This window comes from Streptomyces sp. NPDC102437 (genome assembly GCF_044765565.1).
GTDB lineage: Bacteria > Actinomycetota > Actinomycetes > Streptomycetales > Streptomycetaceae > Streptomyces.
In genome coordinates, this window is the sequence record NZ_JBIWKI010000147.1 from 1 (window position 1) to 2,241 (window position 2,241).

1 protein-coding gene is annotated in these 2,241 nt (G+C 68.4%); it reads left to right on the plus strand.

The genetic code is table 11. The annotated features are described in order from the left end of the window. On the plus strand, window positions 1–2,241 hold a 2,241-nt coding region (locus ACIRJP_RS42435; protein WP_404186575.1), incomplete at both ends, for an SDR family NAD(P)-dependent oxidoreductase.

A 2,241-nucleotide genomic window follows, 5' to 3' on the forward strand; every position in this document is an offset into this window, starting at 1 on the left:
CGTCAACTGGCACACCCTCTACACCCACACCACCCCACACCACACCCCCCTCCCCACCTACGCCTTCCAACGCACCCGCCACTGGATCAACACTGATCCGGCCTCGGTGCCGAGTGCCTCAACGGGGGGACGTGTCGCTGAAAGCGCGCTGTGGGATGCGGTGGACGCGAACGATGCTGAGGCCCTGGCCGACGTTCTCAGCCTGCCGTCGGCCGGGGATGCGGGCCGGCCTTCCTGGCTCGATGAGGCCCTGCCGGCGATGTCACAGTGGCGACGATCCCAGCGCGAGGACGAGGCACTGAACGCCCTGCGTTACTCGATCGAGTGGAAGGCCGCAAGCCGCTCCAGCACCGTTGTGCCATCGGGAACCTGGCTGGTGGTCACTGCCGGGTCCGACCAGGAGTCGTCCTGGTCCCGGGCCCTCTGCGATGCCCTAGGCGAGGCCGGGATCGACGTCGTGCCGCTCCTGCTCGTTGGCACAGAGGGTCATGACCGGCAGAAGGTCGGGGCACGGCTTGCCGAAGCGCTGTCGGGACCGACGGACAGCCGCCGTCTCTCCGGTGTGCTCTCGCTGCTGCCGCTCACCGATGTTCCGCACCCTGCCGCGCCCTCGGTTCCGATAGGCACCGCGCATACCCTCGCATTGGTCCAGGCTCTGTCGGATGCCGGGCTTCGGACTCCTACGTGGCATGCCACGTCCGGGGCGGTCTCTGTGGGCGGTTCGGACGTCCCGCGACGGCCCGCGCAAAGCCAGGTATGGGGGCTCGGCCGAGTCGTAGCTCTGGAGCAGCCTGAGCTCTGGGGTGGGCTCATCGATGTCCCCGAGCATCCCGACGCGCGCTCTGTGGCACAGCTGATGACCGCACTGGCGACGCAGATCGTTGATGACGGGTCGCCGGTCGAGGATCAGTTCGCCGTGCGGGACCCCGGCCTCTTCGTGCGCCGGGTTGTGCATGCCGCTGCCATGGGGCCGCAGCCGGAGAGGGACGCGCCACCCCGCGGCACCGTGCTGATCACAGGAGGGACCGGAGCGCTCGGTGCGCACGTGGCACGGCGATTGGCCCAGGACGGGGTGGAACGGCTCGTGCTCACCAGCCGACGCGGCCCGGACGCCCCTGGCGCCCGGGAACTGAGCGCCGAGCTAGCGGAGTCGGGCGCTGATGTCAGTGTCGTCTCCTGCGACATCGGGGATCGCGAGGCCGTGGCGGCGCTGTTGGCTGGCACGACAAGCGACGGACATCTGTCAACGGTGATCCACGCTGCTGGTGTACTCGACGACGCTGTCGTGGATTCCCTCTCCCTCCCTCAGCTCGACCGTGTCCTTCGAGTGAAGGCCGAAGGCGCCCGTCACCTCCACGAGCTCACCCTGGACATGGGCCTTGAGCTGGACGACTTCGTGTTGTTCTCCTCGATCGCCGGTGTCCTCGGCATCCCGGGCCAAGGCAACTACGCACCGGCCAACGCCTACTTGGATGCTCTGGCCGAGCACCGCCGTGCCTTGGGACTGCCGGCGACGGCGTACGCCTGGGGACCGTGGGAGGGCGACGGTATGGCGGCAGAGGGGGATGTCGAGGAGAGGCTCGCGCGGCACGGTGTGCCGACCTTGGCCCCCGAGCACGCGTTGACGATTCTGCGCCGTCCTGCCCATGGCCGTCAGGCCACCGTGATGGTGTCGGCCTTTGAGTGGGAGCGATTCTCCCTGGCCTATGCAGAAGCGCGGCGACGCCCTCTCATCGAGGACCTGCCCGAGGTTCGCGCGCTCCTGGACGACGGAGCGGGCGGTAGTCCCGGAGGCGGCGCTGCTGCGGACACTCAGTTTGCCGCCAAGCTGACGTCGATGCCAGCGCAGCAGCGTGCGGCCGCTCTCGAGGACGCAGTCCGCTCCCAGGTGGCTGCGGTGCTGGGACACACGGATCATCACCGGATCGATCTCGATCGGCCGTTCCGTGACAGCGGATTTGACTCACTCACCGGAGTGGAACTGCGCAATCGCCTCAATGCGCAGATCGGCGTACGGCTGCCCTCAACACTGGTCTTCGACCACCCGACACCGGGCGCGGTGGCCCGCTGCATAGAGGCAGAGCTCGTAGGCTCCACACAGGACCCTGCGATAGCAACCGGGCAGGTCTCGGCGGCGGATGCCGATGATCCGGTGGTGATCGTGGGGATGGCGTGCCGCTATCCCGGAGGAGCCGACACCCCCGATCATCTCTGGCAGCTGGTCTCCCAGGGCCGGGAAGC